The sequence below is a fragment of the Boudabousia tangfeifanii genome (assembly GCF_001856685.1).
In the GTDB taxonomy this organism is placed as follows: domain Bacteria; phylum Actinomycetota; class Actinomycetes; order Actinomycetales; family Actinomycetaceae; genus Boudabousia; species Boudabousia tangfeifanii.
Genome location: NZ_CP017812.1, coordinates 1,081,001 through 1,097,214, shown reverse-complemented (window position 1 = coordinate 1,097,214; position 16,214 = coordinate 1,081,001). Strand labels below are relative to the sequence as shown.

The following is a 16,214-nucleotide window of genomic DNA, read 5'->3' as shown; positions in this document are numbered from 1 at the left end:
CTACTAGACAATCTGACATAATGTACATTATCGGATAGGACTAAAAATTGTCATCTTTTTGTTATCCGCACTGGTAACCTAAAAAAGGTTGATTATTTAAGAGGAGTTAACATGGCAGATAGAGTTTTGCGCGGCATGTCGATTGGCGCAAACAGTCTTGAATCAGAAAAAGGCGTGGTCTTTGTAGACCGCGTTGAAGTTCGATACGAATGCATCTGTGGCAACACCTTCACGGTGCCTTTGTCCACTGAAGCTGAACCACCCGCAACATGGGAATGCAACCAGTGCTCAGAGCACGCAATTCTTTCCGGCGAAGCCGAACAAGAATCTGCTGCTCCAGCAAAGGTAGCTCGTACCCACTGGGATATGCTTTGTGAGCGTCGTACTGAAGAAGAGCTTGAGATCTTACTCGAACAGCAACTCAAGCTGCTTCGCTCTGGCAAGTTGCGGGCTGACACTCGCTATCGCCAAAGCGCATAAGCTAACTAGAAATACTGGGTATCCACTTGGGTACCCAGTATTTTTATGCCAATCACCCAGCAGCTAGGAAGTTGTTTTTCACTTTAATGCCACTAGTACAGTTTAATTGCTGTTTTCCCGTTTATAAGTTTTGGAAAATAACAATAGACCCGCTAAAACGATCCCCAAAGCTAGATATGGGAGAATCCACCCCCATCTAATTGCCCAAGTCTGCCCTTGACGTAACGTTATGTCAGAAATAAGGATTGTTTGCTGTCCAATTTTTGATTCAGCTAGCACTTGACCCCGGGCGTCTACTATGCCCGAAACCCCGTCTAGAGAGGCTTGAGCACCATCTCGTCCGCTACGTAGACTAGCGACTCTCAACAGTTGTAGTTGTTGCCATGACTGCTCTGAAGGCGCAAAAGAAATATTGTTGGTCGGCACATAGATCGCCTCTCCCCCATTTTTTACCCCTTGGTCCACTACCCAATTAAATGCAATCTCAAAACAAATGGCGGTGCCGAGATTAAAACTCCTACCACTGCTGGTTTTCCCGACCAAATTTGGCGCTTTAGTTCCTGGAATTACCGGACTAAATAGATCTTCATTCCCCGGCAAACCAGGCAAGGTGATTGGAATGTATTCACCCCACGGAACTGGAACTTGTTTTGCATAGATATGCTGGTTTTCTATGGTTGGACTAGCATGTGTCCATAGCTTGCTTATCTTAGCCAGCATTGACTTGTTGGCTACCAGCGGTAATTCGGTAGTAATTGCCCGCTTGGCCGTCTGCCAATTTGTTCCAGTTAGTAATACCGCGACGTTATGGCGTGAATTATCTGAGTGTACTTGATTAAATCCGAGGGCGATTGGGACGCGGGCACGCGTCCACGTGTGGGCAATCTCTTGAGCCAGTTTTTGATCTTGATTTGGGTCATTTTCAAAAGTACTCTCGCCGAGTAAAAATAGTTCAGCGCTGTTTCCCGCACGAACGGCTTGGTTAATGGTCTCAAGTTGTAGTTTTCCGACGAGATTTGGGTGCTGCCAAATCTTCACTCCTAACTGGTTACTTCCGCCTTGCACCACGCCTACTCGAAGTGTCCCCACCTTAGTAACACTTGGAGGTAGCACAGGCAACCGAAAAGTAGCTAAATAGGAAGTACCAACCAGGGCAAAGATGATAGCAAATATGATCGGTCTATATTTTCCTGCCGACGCTAAAATCAATCCTGAAATGAATAAAGTAGCAACGAAAAGCAACCCCAGAGTATCAACGTAAGGCAGATAATAGGCAAAGCGGCTGCCCACCATTCCTTGCGCAAAATTTCCCCAAGGTAAACCAGAAAAAGGAAGAGTGCTACGAATCCATTCGAAGCAAACCAAGGTGGCCGAGACTAATAATACTTTTGCCAGCCAAGCAAGCTTTGTTTGACTCCAAAAGACAAGCGAAAACGCTAACAGGGCATACCATATCGCCCAAAGTAAGGAAATTCCAATAACAGGCCCGATGCTTGAAACTGAAAGTTCTAACCACCAAAAAAGACGATACCCAAGGACCGCACCAAAAACCCCTCCATTTACCGCGGCCCAAAAATAGTTTCTAGATTTCAGGAATAGCAGCAACTGGGCGATAAAGGTAAAAGCAAAAACAAACCAAGGAACCCTCGGCATAAATGACCAGGCTTGCAAATAACCTAAGCAAAAAGCTAACAGTAATTGAAATAAACTAGCCCAAACAGCTCTGGATTTATGCAGTCTTTTAGGAACTTCATCCGTAGACTTGTTGGTCTGAATATTTATAGTGCCGACCAAGCTACCACTCCCCGATTCAGGAGTTTTACCGCATCTGCAGCATTCATAGCTAACTCTGCAGTTCCAGCTAAAGTTAAATGTCCCAAGAGATCAATAATCTGCTTAATCACGCGGACAAAATCACCGGAAGGGAGCTGCGCTAGGTCCAAAACAGTTTCCAAAGACGCTCCCTGGCACCAAGCAAAAGTAGCTCCCATGATTCCAGGTTCTAGTTCGGCACTTGTTTCGCGGCGATATTTTAGTTCGACCTGATGGATCTCACGAGTGAGTTCTTGGGCTCGATGCCAAGCAAGTCGAAGCTGATCCATACTACCTGCCTCGAAATAGGTGGTTGGCGAAATGTCAGAGCGTGGCTCATAAACACATGATGAAACTAAGGCTGCTAAAGCCGCCGGATCTAGGTCAGAAAAGAGACGATGACGCACCATTTGGGCGACAATCAAATCTTTTTCAGAATAGATTTTGGAGAGCATATGTCCCCAATCATTAACCCGATAATCGGAGTCAAGATAACCGAGGTCGCGAAGTACTGATCTCACAGCATCAAACTGTCGACCTAAGGAACCTTCTGCCCCGGCCATTTGAGCCTCAAGGCTTTGTATCTGCGCCGTACGTTTTCTAGTCTTAGCTATCTTGTTCAAATGCTTTTGTAACTGTGGGCAGGCCCAAGCTGGATGGTTGTTAATCTTTGCCTGAAGGCTGGCAATCTCAGCCAACACTTGTGCATTGGGATGCGCCGGTGACAGTGCTTGGTTATTACGAGAAGCTGATTTCAAAGTACCTTGAATCTTTTTACGATCTGTGGCGGATTCAGCGTCAAAGGAGGGACCTAACCGGTGGCGAGCGACTTTGATAATCCCCTCGGGAACATTGAAGGCGGAAAGCTTTCGACGACGAGCTCCTAAGGTCACTACCTCCACTTCAGGCTCCGCTTGCCTAACATCCGATTCGGCAGTGACAATCGCACAATGTTGTTTCGAATTTAATTGGTAGATAACAATGTCACCACGCTTGAGCTGTTTAAATAAAGCTCTAGCTGCGTCACGTTTAGAAACCTGGCGGTTACGTTTTGCTTTTTCTTCTAGCTCGCGTAGTTCACTGCGCCAAGCAGCTAGCTGCATAACATCACCGTAATCACATTCAATCGCTGCTTGCCCTCGCTTTGCTTCTTTGCGTAAGCGGGTGATTTTTCGAGAAAGATCCACCACGGAAGCATCAGTCTGGAACTGGGCGAATGATTGCTCTAGCACTGCTCGAGCACCGGGAACGGAATGTCTACCTAGCAAGTTAGCCACCATATTGTAGGTGGGTTTAAATGCCGAGTAGAGCGGATAGGTACGCTTGGAAGCTAACGATGCCACTTGTTGTGGAGTAGCTTCTTGTCTAGCTAGAACCACTGCGTGACCCTGATGATCGATTCCTCTTCGACCAGCTCGTCCGGTCAGCTGCGTGTATTGTCCTGCCGAAAGCATGACATGTTCTTGCCCATCCCACTTCTTCAAGCTCTCAATCACTACCGTCCTAGCGGGCATATTAATCCCTAAAGCCAAGGTTTCGGTAGCAAAAACTACTTTCAAAAGCGAAGACTTAAAAAGATCTTCAATCAGTTCCTTCATCATCGGGAGCATGCCGGCATGATGAGCCGCATAGCCATTTAATACACAGCTGCGAAAGCGATCTAGTCCCAAAACGGAATAGTCACTCGCTGGCACCTGCGCAAGTACCAAGTCGACTTTACGAGCGATTAGATCTCGTTCCTCTGGGGTGGTTAACGAGGTATTAGCGGCCCATAGACTATAGACCGCATCATCACAAGCAGCTCGCGAAAAAATAAAATAGATAGCCGGTAACAGTTTTGCTTGGGCCAATGACATTACGATTTTTGGACGAGGTGCCAAAACTACCCGAGGTCGCCCTCGATAAAAACCACCTGCCCCACGAGATCGGCGCGATCTACCCATTTGGCCTGATTCAACTGCGGCAACATAAGCCTCTAGTTCAGGATTAACCGCGGTTTGTGAGGTGATTTCACTAGGATGTAAATGTGAGGGGTAGAGGTCAAATAATCTTGTCCCTACCATCATATGTTGCCAAAGTGGCACGGGCCGTTTCTCAGAAACAACCACTTCACAGCCACCACGAACAGAGGCTAACCATTGGCCAAATGACTCGGCATTCGAAACTGTGGCGGACAGCGAAACCAAACACACAGATTCTCCCAGCTGTAGGATTACTTCCTCCCAAACTGGACCACGGAACCGATCGGCTAGGTAATGAACTTCGTCCATAATTACGTAGCCTAAGTCTTCGGGTTCATCCCCATTATAGAGGCGATTTCGAAGCACTTCGGTAGTCATAACTACAATGGGAGCACCTGGATTAGTAACCGTATCCCCCGTTACTAGGCCAACATTTTCCACCCCATAATCTGCACAAAAATCTAAGTATTTCTGATTAGAAAGAGCTTTAATCGGAGTGGTGTAAAAGGCCCGCCGGTCAGTATGGAGGGCTAAGTAAACTGCGAACTCCCCCACAATAGTCTTGCCAGCCCCAGTAGGAGCAGCAACCAAAACTGAGGTACCAGCTTCGACATGTTCACAGGCTTTCCACTGAAAATCATCGAAGTCGAAACTTTTAGTCTGAGCGAACTTACCACGATAAGTCTGAGCGATTTGTTGGGCCTGCCGCCAGCGGGCATAATCTCCTGCCACGGAAGTATCAGTCAGGAGATCTGGATTTTCCTTTTGCTGACTTTTGCGTCTACGTCGTCTCGCCACTACTTCGTTTCCTTTGCCGAGGTCGAGACACGCGGTTCAACAGTTAGCTCAGCAGCTACACGTTCGGTGGTTAAACCACTACGTTGCCACCGATCATAGGCTTGATTAGCTCTAAGTAGCTTGGCATTTAAACGCGCACGTTTAAGTTCATGACGAGACTCGCTAACCGCTGCAAGTTGACGGCTATTGGCGCTAACGCCCACCACATGTACCGGTTTAGATACAGGCGCTATTTCGGCTAAAGATGCCTCACTAACCTGCGACAACTGGTCGCTCGATGCAGCGACTTGACGTAAGAGTCGCAGAAAATGTTTGGCAGCGTACCAAACTCCAGCGACCAGTGCCGCGATTAGCGCTACTACTAAAAAGATCCAGATGAAAGTCCACATAATTCTCTAAATCTAAGCTTAAAGCATGCGCTTGCTATTAAGCGAGATTTAGCAGTAACTACTTTAAGAATTCGTTTGTCATATGCTCCACTGGATTAACTACAGGCTGGAGTAAACCAACCTGCTTTAAAGCAGCTCCCATTTTTTCGAATAATGCTGGATCAAACTGGGATTTAGTCGGATCATTCGCAAACAATGGCAAGGTGGCGTTTAAAGTCTTTGCGGCATTTTGCCGCGCAATTTCGTCACCTAGCGTGGGCACATATTTTTGTGAAATCTCAATGGCCTTAGCCGGATCAGATTTAACTTCAGCGATGCCTTGATTAATCCCAGAAATGACATTAGCTAGCGCTTTTGGATGAGTTTTCAAGAAATTACGTGTAGTAATAATCGAAGCCCCAACCAAAGGTACTTGACCATTAAACAGCGGTACTTGTTTCACGGCTAGTTGAGAAGCCTGAAGTTGAACAAAGTCATTGTTGGAGAAGCCCACAACTGCATCAACCTGTTTCCCAACGAGAGCTGCTCGTTGGGTGTAACCAATTTCTTTAATTTCTACATCAGTCTCATTCAAACCTGCAGCCTGTAAAGCAATGGTCAAGGCATACCAATTTTCGCCATATTTACCGGGAATTCCGACCTTTTTACCCTTCAAATCATTGATCGAAGTAATTTTGGAATTGGCATCAGTAATTAGGACTACTGGGTACTTAACATAGAAGGGTCCAATGGCAACAAAATCTTTGCCATGTTCACTAGCAACCAATGCTTCATCAGCACCGGCAATAACTACCTGCTCCGTGTTGGCGGCCAGGGCACCAAATAATGTTTCATTTGCACCGTGATGCCGCAAAGTTACCTTGGTATTCGGATATAGATTTTTCTCTTGCGCTACGTAAAATGGTGAAAACTGAATATTGGGAATATAGGTAAGTCCAATTGTTACTGGAGTCTGGTCGCCTTCGGTATCCGGAGTAGGAGTAGGAATTTCAGTTCCAGTACCAACTGTCGGATCAGAGAGAGTAGGTGCTGGTTTGGCTTCTTCACTCGCAGTCGACACATTTTGAGTAGCCGAGGGCGCCGTAGTGCCACAACCAGCAAGAGATAACATAGTCAAAGCGACGATGCCAAGACGGATGTTGTTTTTGGTTAGCACGGTTCGTACCTTTCTATTTAGTCCGAATTGCTCGGACTGTGGGAGATTGATTTTCTAACAAGACTAGTGAGCCGTAGAGAGTAGCGGCGAGAATACAAAGCACTAAAATTGTGCCGAATAGGCCTGAAACATCTACCACATTTGCTTGGGCAGATAGCCTCGAACCAAGTCCGCTACCCCCCATTACGAACTCGCCAACTACGGCACCAGTAATCGAAAGGGTAAAACCTGAACGAAGACCTGCAAATACGGAAGGCATGGTAAGTGGGAATTCAATATCTTTCCATAGGCGCCAGCCGCCTGCTCCATCGAGACGAGCCGCGGAAATAATATCTTCATCTAGGTTTTTTAAGCCCGACAAAGTCGAAACTAGGATGGGGAAGAAAACGATTAAAGCACAGAGTAAAACAATGGGAAGCAAACCGTAACCAACCCAAAGAACCAAAAGTGGAGCTAATGCCACCGCTGGAATTGCCTGGCTAGCGGCAAGTGAAGGCGATAAAACCCCCGCAATAATCCGGCTCTTGAAGAAAAGATAAGCTAAAGGAATGGCGATAACGGCGCCCAACAAGCAGCCTAGGCATGCTTCCAAAGCGGTTTGGCCAATCGAATGCCAGAGTAAAGGCGTTGAGAGATCTTGAATCAAGCGGAATATCACCATTTGAGGTGATGGGAGCATAAAGGGATCAGAAATCAGCGCGGCAGCACCTGCCCAGCCCAAAAGAGCCAAAAGCAAGCCGTATAAAACCAGCAGACCTGACGATTGCCGCAAAAGAAAAACTCCCGATACCAATTATGGCACCGGGGAATTACGGGTAGCACAAGTACTACCCGTGGCGTGCTCCTCCCATCCGGACTTTAACCGTCGGTGCTGGAATTTCACCAGCTCAACCGCTAATGCGGGTCGCGGACTTTAACCGCCGGCTCAGACTTTCACTGACCCCGGTGCACGCTTTGCACGGGATAACTTTAACTCGGAAGTAGTTAAGAAGCAAGACCTGACCGGCAATTTTTACTAAGATGAAACGCTAGTGACACACGTGTTCTTGGGCAATCCCACGCAGAACTTCTACTTCAGAAGCAGGGTTATTGGCTCGGAAAATAGCGGAGCCCGCAACGAAAACGTCGGCTCCGGCCTCGGCTGCCTGCGCTAAATTCGCCCGAGAAATACCACCGTCAACTTGAATTCTAATCTCTAAGTTTTCAGCCTTCAGCCATTGCCGGATTTCCTGGACTTTTGGCAACATCTGGGGCATAAATGCTTGTCCCCCAAAACCAGGTTCAACAGTCATTACCAAGACCATATCTAACTCTGATAAATAGGGCTTCAATACTTTCGGATCAGTGCCCGGCTTAAGCGCAGCAGCTGCTAAAGCGCCGTGCCGATGGATCTCTTTCACTAATTTTTTAGGATCGCGGCAAGCCTCATGATGGAACGTGACCGAAGCACACCCGACCTCGGCATAGGCAGGAGCCCAACGATCAGGATCCTCAATCATTAAATGTGCATCCAAGGGTAAAACATTTCGGTTAACCAATGCCTCTACCACCGGCAATCCCCAAGTCAAATTGGGAACGAAATGATTATCCATCACATCCACATGGGCGAAATCAGCATTACTGACAGCCACTAACGCCGCTCCTAAATTTGCAGCATCAGCATTTAGGATCGAAGGCGAAATTGTTGACATTATGCTTCCTCACGTTTGCGTAGGAGAGACAAGAATAGCGCATCAGTACCATCCCGATCAGGCCAGAACTGATAATCGCCACTGCTAAGTTTCATCGGAGCTAAAAGCTTAGCGATATCACCGGTCAATGCTGCCCGTTCGAGCGGTAAATTGGCCAAAGCCCACTCAACCACTTCCTTGGTTTCAGCTAAGACGGGGCTACAGGTCACATAGCCAACTACTCCCCCAGGGCGCAAAGCAGTAACCGCCGCAGCAAGCAGCTCAGTTTGGAGCTCATGGAGTGGTGGAATATCAGTCAAAGATTTACGCCAGCGGGCCTCTGGACGTCGGCGTAGAGCGCCCAAACCGGAACAAGGTGCGTCCACTAGAACCCGATCGAATTTACCTTCGCAGTACTCTGACTTTCCGAACTCTACCCCGTCACCAACATGTACCTTCGCAATCGAAGGTCCAAATGGAGCTAAGGTATTGGCTACTAGCTTTGCTCGGTGCTCATGAAGTTCATTAGCTACTAAACTAGCTCCTTGCTGTTTGGCAAAGCCAGCCAACATGCCAGCTTTACCACCAGGCCCAGCACAAAGATCGAGCCAACGTAAATCTTCTCCGGCAATCTCAACCTTAGCTAAAGCCATCGCCACCAACTGGCTAGCTTCATCGGCAACCGCAGCTTGACGATTAACAACTGCTTCAATTCGTCTAGGATCGCCCTTACCCAAAACCACAGCAGTTGGTGCCAAAGCACCAGGAGTGGCCGCTAAATCCTTGGTCTGCGCTAACAGTTTTTCGGCCGTGGTCAAACCAGGACGGGCAGCTAAGGTAACCTTCGGCGGAATGTTATTCGCTGCTAGCGCGCCGGCCAAATCACTACGATCGCCCTCGGCCAAGGCCTTCGAAAACTCTGACACCATCCACTTAGGATGAGAAGTTAGATTCGCGACGCTTTGCTCTTGATCACTGGGATCTTGGATTGCTCGTTGCCATTGTTCTAGTGAACGCTCAGTAATGCGACGCAAAATCGCATTAACGAACTTTGCTGGTCCCGCTGAAGCTGTTTGCCGAGCCATATCCACGGTTTGTGCCACTGCCGCATGGGCCGGAACTCGCATGGAAAGAATCTGGTGTGCTCCCAAACGCAAAATATCGAGGACGAGCCCATCAATGGTAGACAAAGGCTTAGGAGTACAAAGCTCAATCACCGCATCATAAAAACCTTGCAAACGCAAAGTGCCATAAGCTAACTCGGTAGCAAACGCGGCATCTCGACCAGTGACTTCATATGCTTTAAGCGTTCGATCCAAAATCAAGTTGGCGTATGCTTCATCCTCACGCACTTGAACTAACACATCAAGTGCAGCCAAACGTGGATTGTCGCAGGGACGAGCCGCACGGTAAGGATCTCGATAACGACGCTTATCAGATTCTAAGCTCATAGCTCTTGTCCCATTCTCTCGTCCGTTTCCAGCCGAGCCCCACGAGCCCAGTCAGCACCGGAACGCCATCCCTTACCAGGGACCGACACTTTACCCACCTGGACAAAATCGCTACCACACGCAACTAGGAGAGTTCGCTTTCGTCCAAAGATAGTTCCTGGTAGCACCTGCTGCGGCAAATCTGGGCCAAAAGCGTTAGCTTCTTCCCTAGTGCAGGCAACGAGTTCGGCCAACTTAATGCGCTGATCGCGCCACCAAGTCCAAGCACCTGGATCCTCGGTTACCGAATTGGCTCGACGAACCACCATTCGAGCCGAATCAGCAAAATCAATAAACGCATCCTCTACCGTAATTTTGTCCGCTAAACTCACCCCTTCAGTAGGCTGAGGAGTGAAAGGTAAATCTGGATTCGCAGCCAATTTATCAAGCACTTCAATCATGCGACCTGCACCCAATTCAGCTAAATCAGCTAAAAGCTTGGTTGCCGTATCCGCTTCGGTTAACGGTACAGACTCTTGCCAAACAACCGGTCCAGTATCCATGCCCGCTTCAAGTCGAAATATGCTAATTCCTGTCTCGGTTTCACCAGCTGCAATCGCACGCTGGACTGGAGCTGCTCCTCGATAAGCCGGAAGCAAAGAAAAGTGTAGGTTCAACCAGCCAAAACGCCCCAAATCTAACAGCGGCTCGGGAACCAAACCGCCATAGGCCACAATCGGGCAAACATCTGGCTGCAAGGACTTAATCTGCTCGATGACGTCCTCGGACTTCAACGTCTTGGTCTTAATGATCGGAATCCCAGCAGCTTCTGCCACTACTGCCACCGGACTCGGAGCCAATTTCCGTCCTCGGCCAACCGGCGCATCAGGACGAGTAATTACCCCGACCACCTCATGATCAGAGGCTAATAACGATTCAAGTACAGGAACGGCCGCACTAGGCGTGCCAGCAAATAAACAACGCATCATGCATATTCTAACCTTAAAGCAGTTCGAATGGGTCTGTTCTAAAGCTAATTCCTTTGCCACCTTCTTCACTAAACTGTTCGCGAGAGAGCCAAAGCGCTTGGGAAACCTGAGGGAAAGTTTCCCAGGACGCTTTCACCAAAATAAAGTTGGGAGACAAAATGGCATGTGTCTTTTGCACAAATCTAGTAGCTGCTTCGTGCATTGCCAATGGCCCATAAACTTCTGCCAACTCATTTGGTAAAAAGCGTGAAAGTACCGCAGCAAACAGTTGCAAATCAGCCTCAGCACCAATAATGGCCAGCATCCAAGCTGTGGGAGGTAACTGCACCTCACTACGTGCACGCCACTCATGTCGAGCTAATGCCAAATAATCCTGGCGAATAAGTGGTTGAGAAAGCTCTGGGGCCAAAGGATGCGGGAATAGTACTCTTCCGCCTGCCTTTACTAGCGCTGCTACTTGTGCCCATCTAGTAATCGTGTCGTACTGAGCATCGGCTCGCAATGCCGCTAAAGAAACTTCCGGATCTAGCACAACCGCCCCGACATAGCCGCCCTCAGCACGGCGAAAAGTTCCTGAAGTAGCCACGACAATCTTTGGCTCAGCGCCAACTACCAAGTCAGCATTTTGGGTATCTAGTTGTAATACCGGTACGCGCGGAAAAGCCGATGAAAACTGTTCAACAGTTCGTTCGATTCCAACTACTAATGCCCGCCAACGAGTACTGGCACATGCTGGGCAAGAAAAAGTCGCCACCTCATGAGTGCAAACCGGACAAACCAACGCACCGTTTTTTGCAGCAATATTAGCCCCACACTGTTCGCAGATGAACTTTCTAAAACAAGACTGACAAGCAATCACTGGAATGTCACCACGACGAGGAACTTGTACCAAAAGGGGGCCTAACAAACTCTGAGTTTGAATAAAATTCGAAATAAAACTCGGTAACCGACTAAAGCTACTCATTCCGGCTTGTTCTATTTGCCAATCTGACGGGAATTCTACCCTCGCTAAACGCTGTCGTTTTGCTTCCCGAGTTGGCGCAAGATGGAGGATTTCGCCACGCTCTAAAAAGGCCAAAGCCCATAATGGCAATGTACGCGAAAGCAGCAAAAGTGGAGTCTGCTCGGCCAAAGAACGCCACCATGCGACCCGGCTAGTTTCCACCCTTGGATTTCTGGCAGGCAAAAAATGAGGTGAATCGGCTTGCCAAACTATAACTAGTCCCAGATTCTTAACCGGAAGATAGACACCTTTTCGAGTAGAGATGATTAACTGTGAATGCCCAGAGACGGCCCGTAAAAATACTTCGTAATTCGCGCCATCGCTTAACTTTGAAGAATAGAAATCAATTCTGATCTGAGGGTAAAGCTTACGCAAGCACTCTCCTAGCGCAATTATCTGCGCATGATTCGATGCAATGACTAATACTGCTTTACCCGCTTGCCAAACAGGCTGAAACATTCTTTGGAGAGCAAGAATATCTAATTCAAAATGGGTGCCATCCTCAAGAGTACTTGGTAGCGATTCCCACCAGCCAACTAGCGGGAACTGGCCTGAAGGCGGCTGATTCATATGACCAGACTGACGTGACTTTTCGTCCAAATGGTCAGATTTGACTACTAGCTGTTGAAAAAACTCATCAGCACCTTGATAAAAAGTGAAGGCATTTTGGCTACCACCAGTCATGCCGTCTGCAAGTGGCATGGCAGAGAATGCTGGCCTCTGCTTATGCGTGGTTAAAAAGGCTTTTTCAATCCGTTGTTGTCTGATCGGCAGTGCTTGGTGCAAAATCCTCGCCCTCGGCATCAAACAATAAGCACGAAGACGATTAACCAGACGCCAAATCTGAGGTGTTAGCAGCGCCAGCGGGGTAATAATTCCCTGGATTTCTTTAAAACTAACCGCAGAAAAAAGGCTCGCTTCCTCCCCTGCCAGGTTTTGCTCAACGAGGGCAGAAACTTCAAAAGATTCGCCGGATAAATAATCCCAGGTATTATCGGTCCCCTGCTTCGCAATCACCCAACCAGACTGGCTACTATGTCCAAGCGGTATCTTGACTTTCATTCCTAAGCGAATGTCCGCCCAAATATCTGATGGCACTAGATAAGTAAAAAGCCGGTCCAGCGCAGGTACCGTGCTATCAGGTAGCACCTGTACCAACAACTGTTCCGGCATAATTACTCGCTAAATAAACTTAGGCACCCTTAATGGCTTGCGCCAAATCCTGCGCACGATTGGTCTGTTCCCAAGAGAACTCAGAACGACCAAAGTGGCCATAGCTGGCGGTGGCAGCATAAATCGGGCGAAGCAAATCAAGATCGCGAATAATCGCAGCTGGACGCAAATCAAAAACGTCCCAAATTGCGCTGGCAATCTGCTCGTCACTAGCCACACCAGTGCCATACGTGTTAACCCAGAGTGACACGGGATGGGCTGAACCGATTGCATAGCTAACCTGAATTTCACAACGTGAAGCCAAGCCGGCAGCAACTACGTTCTTCGCAATCCAACGCATAGCGTAAGAAGCTGAGCGGTCTACCTTCGAAGGATCCTTACCAGAGAAGGCGCCCCCACCATGACGAGCCATCCCACCGTAGGTGTCAACGATAATCTTGCGGCCAGTTAAACCAGCGTCACCGGTTGGTCCACCCACTACAAACTTGCCCGAAGGATTAATCTGCAGTTTTAACTCAGACTGATCAAGGTCGAGATCAGCCTCAGCGAGCACTGGATCAATTACGAATTCTTTTACCTGGGCCTGAACATCAGCCAAGCTAAGGTCGGCAGAATGTTGGGTCGAAACCAGCACATTATTGAGGCTAACTGGGCGATCCTGGTCGTACCCTAACGTTACCTGAGTCTTGCCGTCTGGGTAGAAGCCAGGGCAAGTGCCGTCTTTACGTACCTTAGTAAGCTGGCGTGCTAAACGATGAGCTAGCCAAATTGGTGCAGGCATCAAATCGGGGGTTTCTTGGCAAGCATAGCCAAACATAATGCCTTGATCCCCAGCCCCTTGTAGGTCGAGGTCGTCCGCACTAGTAGCGTTACGCTGTTCCAAAGAGGTATTAACAGCCGCTTCAATGTCAGGCGATTGCGAGCCCAAGGAAACCGAAACACCACAGGAGTTGCCATCGAAACCAACCTGGGACGAGTTATAACCAATTTCGGTTACTTCTCGACGAACGATATCTGGAATCTCGACATAAGCTTCGGTGGTAACTTCACCTACAACATGAACGAGACCTTTCGTGGCTAAAGTTTCAACCGCCACTCGCGAATGGGGATCTTGTTCTAAGAGAGCATCAAGAATGGCATCGGAGATACGGTCACAAACCTTATCTGGATGTCCTTCAGTTACTGATTCTGAAGTAAATAGCTGGAGAGCCTGATTAGCTGTCATTAGATACTTTCTTTTTCCGCAATTAAATCGTTTACTTGCTGCCAAAGGGCTTGGCTCACGGTGGCTTTACTTCCTTGTGACTGGCCTAAAAGCTGACCATTAAAATCGAGGAAGAAAAGCTGGTTTTCAACATTACCAAAACCTTTGCCCGAGCCCACTTGGTTTAATGCCAGTAAGTCTACGCGCTTCTTGGCGACTTTTTCACGTGCTAAAGAGAGGGCTGCCTCACCCTGGGCAGTTTCCGCGGCAAAGCCAACCAAAATCTTGTTTCCACGTGGTTTTTTACCCAAGGTGGCTAAGATATCGGGATTTCGAACCAGCTCTAACGTAAGCGTATCGGCTTGGCCTTTTTTCATTTTTTGGGTAGCGACTTCAGCAGGTCGCCAATCAGCCACCGCAGCAGCCATCACCAAAACATCAGTTTGGTCCCAACGAGCTTCCAACAAGCTAAGTAAATCTCGAGCAGAACCCGCGTAGGTGGCTTTGATCCCTGCCGGTAACGGCACTGAAATGGTGGAATAGATTAATTCAACCTCTGCACCTAATGCCTTTGCTGTTTTGGCTAGTTCAATCCCCTGAGTACCAGTCGAAAGATTGGTTAGTACCCGAACCGGATCGATTGGTTCGCTAGTTCCACCTGCAGTGATAATAACTCTTTTGCCTTTGAGCTTAGGACAAGCCTCTGGATTGCTATCAGCAGTGGCCGATTGAGATCCAATAAGTTGCTTAGCCTGGCTGAAGATTTCTTCCGGTTCTGGCAAACGCCCCATACCGCTATCACCACTAGTCAATTCGCCCGATACTGGGGAAATGACTTGCCAGCCGTCAGTTTGAAGTGTGCTCAGATTACGTCTAGTCGCAGGATGCTCCCACATTTGGGTATGCATCGCTGGCGCAATAATCTTTGGACAGGTCGCGACTAAAGCGGTAGCCGTAAGCATGTTGTCTGCCATCCCCATTGCTAGTTTCGCAATGGTATTTGCAGTTGCCGGTAAAACTAGGAAAGCATCTGCTTCTCTAGCGAGCTCAACATGTGCTCCGTGTGCTACATCCTGAGTAATTTCGGTGTAAACCGGATTTCCACTGATAGCTTCCCAAGTGGTTTTTCCTACGAGCCCAAGAGCCGCTGGAGTGGCAAGTACTTGCACCTGCCATCCAGCTTTTTTCCAAAGGCGGACCACACTAACTGCTTTGAAGGCCGCGATGCCGCCGCTCACTCCAATTACAATGCGTGGGGCCACGCCTTTGCTACTCATTGAGGGTCAACGGTTTCCGTGTAGAAGTTCAACTTGCCACCAGCGATTTCATGCATGGCAATTGAAAGAGGCTTGTCATCTACTTCGGTTTCTACCAAAGGAGGCACACCCTGAATCATGCCTGCAGCACGCTGGCGAAGGTAGGTGTTGATCTGACGAGCACGACGTGCCGAGTAAACTACCAAAGCGTATTTGGAGTCAACCTGCTCGAGTAGATCGTCGATCGGAGGCGAAGTGATACCTTCTGGCTGGGCAACAGTACCTGTAGTCATAAAAATCCTTTTATCTAGTTGCGCGCATTAACGTCAATAGTTTAGTCCAAACCCATAAAACTAGCCAAAGCCAGCGCGCAGTTTTCCACCGTATCGTTAACAATCACACGATCGAACTCTGCTTGAGCGGCAAGCTCGACTTTGGCAGTAGCGAGTCGGCGCTCACGCTCTTCATCGGATTCAGTTCCACGAGTAGCCAACCGTTTAGCCAAATCCTCAAAGGTGGGAGGAGCAATAAAGACATGTTTGGCCTCAGGCATAGATTCGCGAATCTGCCTAGCACCCGCCAAATCAATTTCCACAATGGCGGGTTTCCCGGCAGCTAATGCTTCCATAATTGGTGCTCGCATCGTGCCATAGCGGTGTTTGCCATGTACGACTGCCCATTCAAGCATCTGGTTGGAAGCTACCAATTCGTCGAATTCTGCTTCGGTGACAAAATGGTAATGCTGTCCATCAACTTCCCCCGGGCGTGGATCCCTAGTAGTTGCGGAAACCGAAAAATAAATTTCTGGATGCTGCTGAGCAAGCAGACGCAAGACAGTGCCTTTACCAACCGCGGTTGGACCGGCCACAACAGTTAACTGATTCATAGCAGAC

At 48.4% G+C, this 16,214-nt stretch carries 14 protein-coding genes and 1 riboswitch; of the genes, 1 reads left to right on the top strand and 13 read right to left on the bottom strand.

The features are described from left to right. Positions 1-111: 111 nt before the first annotated feature. Complete coding sequence (locus BK816_RS04430) at positions 112-480, top strand: RNA polymerase-binding protein RbpA (protein ID WP_071164102.1); 369 nt, start codon at positions 112-114, stop codon at positions 478-480. Between the two features lie 102 nt (positions 481-582). Here the strand turns inward: BK816_RS04430 and BK816_RS04425 are convergent, their stop codons facing one another. The 13 genes from BK816_RS04425 to gmk all read right to left on the bottom strand — a co-directional run bounded on the left by BK816_RS04425 (position 583) and on the right by gmk (position 16,207). Then, complete coding sequence (locus BK816_RS04425; protein WP_071164101.1) at positions 583-2,274, bottom strand: apolipoprotein N-acyltransferase; 1,692 nt, start codon at positions 2,272-2,274, stop codon at positions 583-585. Further along, positions 2,259-5,051, bottom strand: coding sequence for a DEAD/DEAH box helicase (locus BK816_RS04420; protein ID WP_071164100.1), 2,793 nt, complete (start codon positions 5,049-5,051; stop codon positions 2,259-2,261). The genes BK816_RS04425 and BK816_RS04420 overlap by 16 nt, the downstream gene beginning before the upstream one ends. Continuing rightward, positions 5,051-5,440, bottom strand: a complete 390-nt coding sequence (locus BK816_RS04415; protein ID WP_071164099.1) for a hypothetical protein — start codon at positions 5,438-5,440, stop codon at positions 5,051-5,053. The genes BK816_RS04420 and BK816_RS04415 overlap by 1 nt, the downstream gene beginning before the upstream one ends. A gap of 58 nt (positions 5,441-5,498) precedes the next feature. Further along, positions 5,499-6,596 carry an ABC transporter substrate-binding protein gene (locus BK816_RS04410; protein WP_071164098.1) on the bottom strand — a complete coding sequence of 366 codons (1,098 nt, stop codon included), beginning with the start codon at positions 6,594-6,596 and terminating at the stop codon, positions 5,499-5,501. A gap of 13 nt (positions 6,597-6,609) precedes the next feature. Then, a complete protein-coding gene (locus tag BK816_RS04405; RefSeq protein WP_269466168.1) occupies positions 6,610-7,368 on the bottom strand; it encodes an ABC transporter permease in 759 nt (252 codons plus the stop codon). A gap of 63 nt (positions 7,369-7,431) precedes the next feature. Then, a riboswitch (FMN riboswitch) is annotated at positions 7,432-7,550 on the bottom strand. 74 nt (positions 7,551-7,624) lie between these two features. Further along, positions 7,625-8,290, bottom strand: coding sequence for a ribulose-phosphate 3-epimerase (gene rpe / locus BK816_RS04400; protein ID WP_071164096.1), 666 nt, complete (start codon positions 8,288-8,290; stop codon positions 7,625-7,627). Beyond that, a complete protein-coding gene (locus BK816_RS04395; RefSeq protein WP_083379068.1) occupies positions 8,287-9,717 on the bottom strand; it encodes an RsmB/NOP family class I SAM-dependent RNA methyltransferase in 1,431 nt (476 codons plus the stop codon). Before BK816_RS04395 ends, rpe begins: the two co-directional genes overlap by 4 nt. Beyond that, positions 9,714-10,685: a methionyl-tRNA formyltransferase gene (gene fmt, locus BK816_RS04390; protein ID WP_204377204.1), complete on the bottom strand. Its 972-nt coding sequence runs from the start codon at positions 10,683-10,685 to the stop codon at positions 9,714-9,716. Before fmt ends, BK816_RS04395 begins: the two co-directional genes overlap by 4 nt. A gap of 13 nt (positions 10,686-10,698) precedes the next feature. Next, positions 10,699-12,861 (bottom strand): primosomal protein N' family DNA-binding protein, encoded by a 2,163-nt coding sequence (locus BK816_RS04385; RefSeq protein ID WP_071164095.1) that lies wholly within the window; start codon positions 12,859-12,861, stop codon positions 10,699-10,701. A 19-nt stretch (positions 12,862-12,880) separates the two neighbouring features. After that, positions 12,881-14,086 (bottom strand): methionine adenosyltransferase, encoded by a 1,206-nt coding sequence (metK, locus tag BK816_RS04380; protein ID WP_071164094.1) that lies wholly within the window; start codon positions 14,084-14,086, stop codon positions 12,881-12,883. Then, positions 14,086-15,342 (bottom strand): bifunctional phosphopantothenoylcysteine decarboxylase/phosphopantothenate--cysteine ligase CoaBC, encoded by a 1,257-nt coding sequence (gene coaBC / locus BK816_RS04375; protein ID WP_071164093.1) that lies wholly within the window; start codon positions 15,340-15,342, stop codon positions 14,086-14,088. Before coaBC ends, metK begins: the two co-directional genes overlap by 1 nt. Beyond that, the gene (gene rpoZ, locus BK816_RS04370) at positions 15,339-15,614 is read right to left on the bottom strand and encodes a DNA-directed RNA polymerase subunit omega (RefSeq protein WP_071164092.1); all 276 of its coding nucleotides are present in this window, start codon (positions 15,612-15,614) and stop codon (positions 15,339-15,341) included. The genes coaBC and rpoZ overlap by 4 nt, the downstream gene beginning before the upstream one ends. A 41-nt stretch (positions 15,615-15,655) precedes the next feature. Next, positions 15,656-16,207, bottom strand: a complete 552-nt coding sequence (gmk, locus tag BK816_RS04365; RefSeq protein ID WP_071164091.1) for a guanylate kinase — start codon at positions 16,205-16,207, stop codon at positions 15,656-15,658. Positions 16,208-16,214: the final 7 nt, after the last annotated feature.

Excerpts from the sequence above, each read along its gene's own strand:
- BK816_RS04415 (WP_071164099.1), bottom strand. The coding sequence starts at position 5,440 with ATGTGGACTTTCATCTGGATCTTTTTAGTAGTAGCGCTAATCGCGGCA.
- BK816_RS04395 (WP_083379068.1), bottom strand. The coding sequence starts at position 9,717 with ATGAGCTTAGAATCTGATAAGCGTCGTTATCGAGATCCTTACCGTGCG.
- coaBC (WP_071164093.1), bottom strand. The coding sequence starts at position 15,342 with ATGAGTAGCAAAGGCGTGGCCCCACGCATTGTAATTGGAGTGAGCGGC.
- rpoZ (WP_071164092.1), bottom strand. The coding sequence starts at position 15,614 with ATGACTACAGGTACTGTTGCCCAGCCAGAAGGTATCACTTCGCCTCCG.
- BK816_RS04385 (WP_071164095.1), bottom strand. The coding sequence starts at position 12,861 with ATGCCGGAACAGTTGTTGGTACAGGTGCTACCTGATAGCACGGTACCT.
- BK816_RS04430 (WP_071164102.1), top strand. The coding sequence starts at position 112 with ATGGCAGATAGAGTTTTGCGCGGCATGTCGATTGGCGCAAACAGTCTT.
- gmk (WP_071164091.1), bottom strand. The coding sequence starts at position 16,207 with ATGAATCAGTTAACTGTTGTGGCCGGTCCAACCGCGGTTGGTAAAGGC.
- fmt (WP_204377204.1), bottom strand. The coding sequence starts at position 10,685 with ATGATGCGTTGTTTATTTGCTGGCACGCCTAGTGCGGCCGTTCCTGTA.
- metK (WP_071164094.1), bottom strand. The coding sequence starts at position 14,086 with ATGACAGCTAATCAGGCTCTCCAGCTATTTACTTCAGAATCAGTAACT.